The sequence below is a fragment of the Bacillus cereus group sp. BfR-BA-01360 genome, from assembly GCF_022663595.1.
In the GTDB taxonomy this organism is placed as follows: domain Bacteria; phylum Bacillota; class Bacilli; order Bacillales; family Bacillaceae_G; genus Bacillus_A; species Bacillus_A cytotoxicus.
Window position 1 is genome coordinate 89,763 of the sequence record NZ_JAKUFV010000015.1, and the last position, 7,020, is coordinate 96,782.

Sequence of the window (7,020 nt, forward strand, 5' to 3'; positions counted from 1 at the left end):
GTTATAAGGAAAATTCGTGCGTGTATTTGTTGCAGTGCGACATAAGGAGAGGGGAGGCTTTTGAATTCAAAGCTCTTAAGCCCCTTCATAGCAATCTATTTGGAAGGGAGAAATTATAATTTCACATACCGTATTGTAAATATATCATAAACAAATATAAGAAAATCAGTAAGACATAAAATGAAGAAGATGAAAAAACAGTACAATTATTGCACCGTACATAAACGATAATTTGGACTTAATTTTGCAAGAAATAAGAGATACTATATTAGTAGAAGGTGATGTCAATTATCTAATTTTGCAAAGTTAGTATCTATACTTGCAAGGTGAAGAAAGAACAAGTATAGAAAGGGTGTACATCATATGATATTAGATTATCGTAGTGCTGCAATTTTGCAACAAATGATGCAAGCGGATAGCTATACTTCTGTTGATCAATTGACAGAAGTACTACAAGTGTCGAAAAGAACAATTTATTATGATATGAAAAAAGTAGATGACTGGTTAATTACCGAACATCTAGAACCGATTCAATATGTTCGTCCGTTAGGATATTGTTTAGATAAGAAAACAAAACAAAAAGTAGCTCAAAAGTTACAAGGATTGCTAACAGTTCAATATGAGTATTCTCCACAAGAACGAAAGGCGTGGCTTGCGTTATATTTATTAACGGAAGAAAAAAGAATTTTGCTGGAAGATTTAATAAAACTCATTCAAGTAAGCCGAAATACAACACTAGCTGATTTGAAAAAATTGAAAGCAGAGTTAGGAAAGTTCAAGTTATCTCTACAGTTTCACCGTAAGCAAGGGTATTACATTAAAGGAATGGAGCAAGGGAAGCGAAATGTATTAATAGCATATCTTTCACAGTTAATTGCAAAGCATGGCTGGGAATATGTAGTTTCTCATATGAGGAACATTGTGAATCATGGAGAAGGAGAAAAGAAGCAAACAGCACAAGACAAACTTCATGTAATAAAAGGTATTTTATCGAAGTGTGAGGAATTTTTGGGCGTTCAATATACAGACGAGGTGCTTGAGAATTTAAGCGTTTACATGTATTTGTTTTGTAGCCGTATTGTGAAAGGGCGATATATTGAAATGGAGGAAACTGAGAAAGCTGTTCTCCGCGAAACAAAGCATTTTCAAGCAGCTACCTATATTGGAACACAGTTTGAAAAATTGTTATATATAAAGTTTCCAAAGAATGAGATTTATTATATTACAACGCACTTATTGGGAGCAAAAGTGAACGCGCAGCAAAAAGAATATGAAAAGAATGATGTTCACGGCATTTGGCATATTGTCGATTGCATGATACAAGATTTTCAGCATTATGCTTGTGTCATATTCCGAGATTTTACAGGTCTTGCTTCTGACTTATATTTACATATGAAGCCAGCTTTCTATCGTGTGAAATATGGAATTGAAATTAAAAATCCATTATTGCAGATAATTCGAAACAGTTATGCGGAAGTATATCATTTAACAAAAAAAGTGGTTCATCATTTTGAACAATATGTAGGGAAAGAAATTTCAGAAGATGAAATTGCGTTTATTACGATGCATTTTAGCGCTTGGATGAGGAAAGAAGGAATCGTTCCCAGTCCGAGGAAAACAGCTTTACTTGTATGTCCAAATGGTATTGGTACGTCACGTATGTTGCAATATCAGCTAGAACAATTATTCTCAAATATAGATATTTTACAAGCAATCTCAAAGAGAGAATATGAATCTAATACATTTGATGTAGATTGTATTATTACAACTACTGAATTAGAGAAGGGATTGATACCTATTTTTATGGTAAATCCCATTTTGACAGATGCTGAAAAGGCATCCTTATTTCGAAAAGTGAATGCTACTTTATTTCGTGAGGATCAAAATGATTCAGCTGATATTATTATGCAGATGATTCACAAATATGCAGATGTGAGAGATGAACATGCTTTAAAAAGGGAACTGAGAGAATTTATAAGTGGACCAGTGCATTTCGGAAGAGAGGAGAAATACAAGCCGATGTTAAACGAGTTATTAACAAAAGAATATATTCAGCTTCAAGATCATGTTGATTCTTGGGAAGGTGCAATTCGAATTGCAGCAAAGCCGCTGTTACAAACGGAATATATTTCTGAAGAATATGTGCAAGAAATGATTGCAAATGTAAAAAAATTAGGTCCTTATATTGTCATTGCACCTAAAATAGCAATTCCTCATGCACGACCTGAATCAGGTGTGAAAAAATTAGGAATGAGCTTATTGCAATTAAAAGAAAGTGTTTCATTTTCTGAAAAACAAGAGCATGCGGCTAATTTAATTATTGTATTAGCTGCTATTGATAATGAAACGCATTTGAAGGCGTTGGCCCAATTAAGTGATATGTTATCACAACCTGAAAATGTCGATCTGTTAATTCGTTCAAATTCAAAAGAACAAATGCTAGAAATGATAGCGAAGTATTCAAATTAGGAGGAAGTTAAAATGAAAAAAATCTTAGTTGTATGCGGAAATGGATTAGGAAGTAGTTTTATTGTTGAAATGAATGTGAAGAAAATACTAGATGAACTTGGTTTACAAGCGGAAGTTTCGCATACAGATTTAGCATCGAGCAAATCTGAGCAAGCGGATTTATATTTAGGATCAAAAGATATTATTTGCAATTTAGAAGATGGTGTTCGTACTGTTGCTGGATTGACAAATATTTTAGATCAAAATGAAATTAAAGAAGCATTGCAAAAACACCTCATGTAACACAGTTGAATAAAGAGAAACTTTAATCAGTGGGATGATTTGATGTCCTACTGATTCTGAGCTGAAGGGGAGCGGTGCCATGTTTGATTTGATTATGAAAGACATTTTAGGACAACCAGCTATTTTAGTTGGATTATTTGCCATGTGTGGTTTATTGTTACAAAAGAAAAACTTTGCAGATACCGTATCTGGTACGCTTAAAACGATTATGGGATTTATCGTATTAGGTGGCGGAGCTACAATATTAACAGGTTCTTTAGATATTTTTGGTAAAATGTTTGACAAGGCATTCCATATTAAAGGGATTATTCCAAATAATGAAGCAATCGTTGCAATCGCACAGCAAACGTTAGGGAAAGAAACAGCATTTATTATGGTATTTGGGATGATTGTAAATTTATTGATTGCGCGATTTACGAAACTGAAATATGTATTTTTAACAGGGCACCATACACTTTTTATGGCCTGTTTAATTTCAGCTGTATTTTCTACAGCGGGGCTAAAAGGTTTTTCACTTGTATTGATCGGATCCATTCTTTTAGGAGTACTGATGGTCATTTTTCCAGCACTATTACAGCCATATGTTAGAAAAATTACAGGTATGGATGATATTGCAATTGGACATTTTGGTTCTGTTGGTTATTTAGCGGCTGGTTTTGTTGGTAGCAAGTTTGGAAATAAAGAAAAATCTACAGAGCTAATTCAAGTACCGAAATCTTTAGGCTTTTTACGTGATACATCTGTTTCTATGTCACTAACAATGGCTGTTCTTTTCTTCATTGTTGCACCATTTGCTGGAAAGCAATTTATTGAAGCAGAGTTAAGTAATGGCCAAAACTTTTTAGTTTATTCTTTTATGCAAGCCATTACATTTGCAGCGGGAGTATATATTATTTTAGCAGGTGTTCGTATGTTAATTGCAGAAATTGTACCTGCATTTAAAGGAATTGCAGATAAGCTTGTGCCGAATGCAAAGCCAGCACTTGACTGTCCGACTATTTTCCCATTCGCACCAAACGCAGTTATTATTGGATTTTTAACAAGCTTCATTGCTGGATTACTATCTATGTTCATTTTACCTGTTATTGGTTTAAGTGTTATCGTACCAGGACTGATTCCTCATTTCTTTACAGGAGCAACAGCTGCTGTATTTGGAAATGCAGCGGGAGGAAGAAGGGGAGCAATTTTAGGTTCATTTGTGAACGGATTATTAATTTCGTTCCTTCCAGCATTATTGTTGCCAGTATTAGGCGGATTAGGATTTGAAAATACAACATTTGGTGACTCTGATTTCGCTGTTATTGGTATTTTGATTAGCGAAATTACAAAATTATTTTAACTAAGGCAGAAAGAAAAGAGACTTGATTTTCTAATAAAGAAAATCAAGTCTTTTTCAATTAGATACGATGATCATGCCAGAAGTTTAATGGGAAGTGTTCGTCCTCTTTATAGCTTTCTAACTCGTATCCTTTTTCTTTTAAGCCTTTAATAATAGCAGGCACTGCTTTTACGGATTGTGGATGAATGTCATGCATAAGAATAACTTCCGTTGGCTTGTTTGCACCAGCAAGCACGTTTTGAACAATTTGAGCAGATGCTGCATCGACTGGCATTTTATTATATTTCCAGTCTAAAGAATCAATTGTCCAGTCCCACACTTTTAAGCCGTTTTCGACTACTTTATTGCGAAGAGCTTCATTTAATCCAGGCATAGATCCGTAAGATGGGCGTGTTAAAACTGGTGATTTTCCGATAACGCCGGCAATTAAGCCCTGATCCTCTTTCATTTCATCAACGTAACGACCTTCTGTGTAAAGTTTTTTGTAGTTATGCGTCATACTGTGCATACCAACATAATGACCTTCTGCGTGTTCACGTTTAACTAAATCAGGGAATGCTTTGACATTTGAACCGATTAGGAAAAATGTGGCTTTTGCATCTTCTTTTTTCAACATATCTAAAAGTTCAGCAGTGTATTTTCCAGGACCATCGTCAAATGTTAAGTAAGCGACTTTTCGAACTTGCCCGTTATATTGCTTCGGTGCTTCTTTCGGAGCAAGAGCTGTCTGAATTTCACTTACAAGTTGAACAGATTTTGCATCATCTTCTGTACTTGCATGAACAGCATTCCCTAATCCTAAAACCATTTCGGATAAAAAAATAGCCCCGATGCAAAGTAGCAGTACCCTTTTTACTAAAGTTGTCATTGGAATTCCATTGTGCATAATTTTCCTTCTCTCTATAAAAATTCTACTCTACTATATTAGCAATTTTAGGTAGGGAAATGCAAAGAAAGTTTATAAAAATTGTATAAGATTCTTTCATTTCGTCATTGTTATATGGTTAAGTGATAAGGGCTGAATAAAAAAGATAAGATCATCACTTTGAAAATTTCACATATCGTATTGTAAAAATAAAAATAGGAAATTTAGAAATAGCGTCGAATGTTTGTATGTATATAGAGAAAAAAGGAGAGAGAGAGATGAAAGCGATTGAGGCTGCACAAAACATAATCGAAGTTCGATTTCCAAATTGTGATGTTGCTTTATTAGGAGGTAGCGTTGCAAGAGGAGAAGAAACAATAACATCAGATCTCGACATCGTTGTATTAGATAGAAAGCTGCCGTCTTGTTATCGAGAATCATTCTTTTGCAACGGTTGGCCAGTTGAGGTGTTTGTACATAATTTTGAAACCTATAAACAATATTTTAAAAGTGATTGTGAGAGGGGAAGACCAACGCTTCCTCAACTTGTTTTAGAAGGGATTATGTTAAAGGGAGAAAAGGAAATCGTGTCACATGTGAAGAAGGAAGCGCAGCAATTATTAGAGAAAGGTCCTGAAACTTGGACAGAAGAAATAATTAGAAGAAAGCGCTATTTCCTTACAGACGCATTAGATGATTTTATTGGTGCAACAAAAAGGGAGGAGGAATTGTTTATTGCAAATCTCCTAGCAGATTTATTACATGAATTTGTACTGAGAGTAAATAGACAATGGGTTGGAAATTCAAAATGGTTTTTTCGTGTGTTAAGAAAATATGATGAAACATTTGCTGAAGCGTTTGTAGCGGCGTTTGATTATTTTTATAGAACTGGAGAAAAGAGAGAGCTTATTTATTTTATTGAACAAACATTAGATCGTTATGGAGGGAGATTGTTTGAAGGATTTTCGATTGGGAAAGATAGATAATCATAATATTATTATGTAAATTAATTGTTCGTTACTTAGTTTGATGAAGGGGTGAAAAGATATGATTCGTATTTTAACAAAAGAAGACGCGTTACAATATTGGGACTTACGTTTACAAGCATTACAAATGAGTCCAGGTGCATTTGTAACCACTTACGAAGAAGCGCTACAAAAAGAAAAACCTCTTGAAGAGATTAAGCGAAATTTAAGTTCAAATACTAGTTACACATTTGGTGCTTTTCAGAACGATAATCAACTGGTAGGGGTAGTAACGTTATTGCTAGAGCAAAAAGCGGTATATAAGCACAAGGGCCATCTTGTTGCGATGTATGTTGATCATCGAAGTAGAGGAAGAGGAATTGCGAAAGCATTAATTGAAGCATTAATAGAAAAGGCAAAAGGAATAGACACAGAGCAAATCCATTTAGGAGTCGTTTCCGATAACAACGCAGCAAAGAAACTGTATCAATCTATCGGCTTTAGAACGTATGGAATAGAAAAAAATGCGCTAAAAATGAACGGTATGTACCATGATGACGAATATATGGTGTTATTTTTGTGAAAGAAAAAGATGATAAGGAAAGATTTGTATTTTTTCAGATTTTTCTTCGAATTGATTATGCTTCATTATATAGTAGAAGAAAAGTATAAGGGATTTTAGGATGAAAGCAATTGCAGCAGGGATATTGGCATCGTTTTTTCTTTGCCTTTACGTTTATTTTAAACCCGGCAATGGATTTACAGGGAGGAAGCTGGATTTGGAGTGCTTCTTTACGTTACTACTTTATGGTTCCATTACTATTTAGGAGTAATGTATAAAGGAAACTTAAAAGACCCTTTCAGTATATACTCGACACTAATTATATATTAAATATATAATTAGTGTATACCAAGAAGGAGGTAGAAATCAATGTTGGTCAAAAAGGCATATAAATTCCGTATCTACCCGAATAAAGAACAAGAAATTCTAATTGCAAAAACAATCGGTTGTTCTCGGTTTGTATTCAATCACTTTTTAGAGAAGTGGAATAACGTATACAAAGAGACAGGCAAAGGATTAACATATAATTCTTGTTCAG

Annotated in this window: 7 protein-coding genes and 1 pseudogene; 7 read left to right on the forward strand and 1 reads right to left on the reverse strand. The window is 34.3% G+C overall.

The features are described 5' to 3' along the window. Nucleotides 1-363 precede the first annotated feature (363 nt). The 3 genes from MR056_RS14645 to MR056_RS14655 all read left to right on the forward strand — a co-directional run bounded on the left by MR056_RS14645 (nt 364) and on the right by MR056_RS14655 (nt 4,090). Complete coding sequence (locus MR056_RS14645) at nt 364-2,469, forward strand: BglG family transcription antiterminator (RefSeq protein WP_087098796.1); 2,106 nt, start codon at nt 364-366, stop codon at nt 2,467-2,469. Nucleotides 2,470-2,481: 12 nt separating this feature from the next. Then, nucleotides 2,482-2,751, forward strand: coding sequence for a PTS sugar transporter subunit IIB (locus MR056_RS14650; RefSeq protein ID WP_012094475.1), 270 nt, complete (start codon nt 2,482-2,484; stop codon nt 2,749-2,751). A gap of 79 nt (nt 2,752-2,830) precedes the next feature. Then, nucleotides 2,831-4,090: a PTS ascorbate transporter subunit IIC gene (locus MR056_RS14655; RefSeq protein ID WP_087098794.1), complete on the forward strand. Its 1,260-nt coding sequence runs from the start codon at nt 2,831-2,833 to the stop codon at nt 4,088-4,090. Nucleotides 4,091-4,148: 58 nt separating this feature from the next. On the opposite strand, the gene MR056_RS14660 is transcribed toward MR056_RS14655, so the two are convergent. Next, a complete protein-coding gene (locus MR056_RS14660) occupies nt 4,149-4,976 on the reverse strand; it encodes a peptidoglycan-N-acetylglucosamine deacetylase (RefSeq protein ID WP_012094473.1) in 828 nt (275 codons plus the stop codon). A gap of 257 nt (nt 4,977-5,233) precedes the next feature. Between MR056_RS14660 and MR056_RS14665 the strand changes: the two genes are divergently transcribed. From MR056_RS14665 to MR056_RS14680, 4 genes and pseudogenes are all read left to right on the forward strand, one after another. Beyond that, the gene (locus tag MR056_RS14665; RefSeq protein ID WP_012094472.1) at nt 5,234-5,941 is read left to right on the forward strand and encodes a nucleotidyltransferase domain-containing protein; all 708 of its coding nucleotides are present in this window, start codon (nt 5,234-5,236) and stop codon (nt 5,939-5,941) included. A gap of 61 nt (nt 5,942-6,002) precedes the next feature. Beyond that, nucleotides 6,003-6,503: a GNAT family N-acetyltransferase gene (locus MR056_RS14670; protein ID WP_087098792.1), complete on the forward strand. Its 501-nt coding sequence runs from the start codon at nt 6,003-6,005 to the stop codon at nt 6,501-6,503. Between the two features lie 100 nt (nt 6,504-6,603). Next, nucleotides 6,604-6,782 (forward strand): annotated as a pseudogene (locus MR056_RS14675) (multidrug resistance efflux transporter family protein); the annotation flags it as partial. 69 nt (nt 6,783-6,851) lie between these two features. Further along, on the forward strand, nt 6,852-7,020 hold a 169-nt coding region (locus MR056_RS14680), incomplete at its 3' end, for a helix-turn-helix domain-containing protein (protein WP_242136573.1).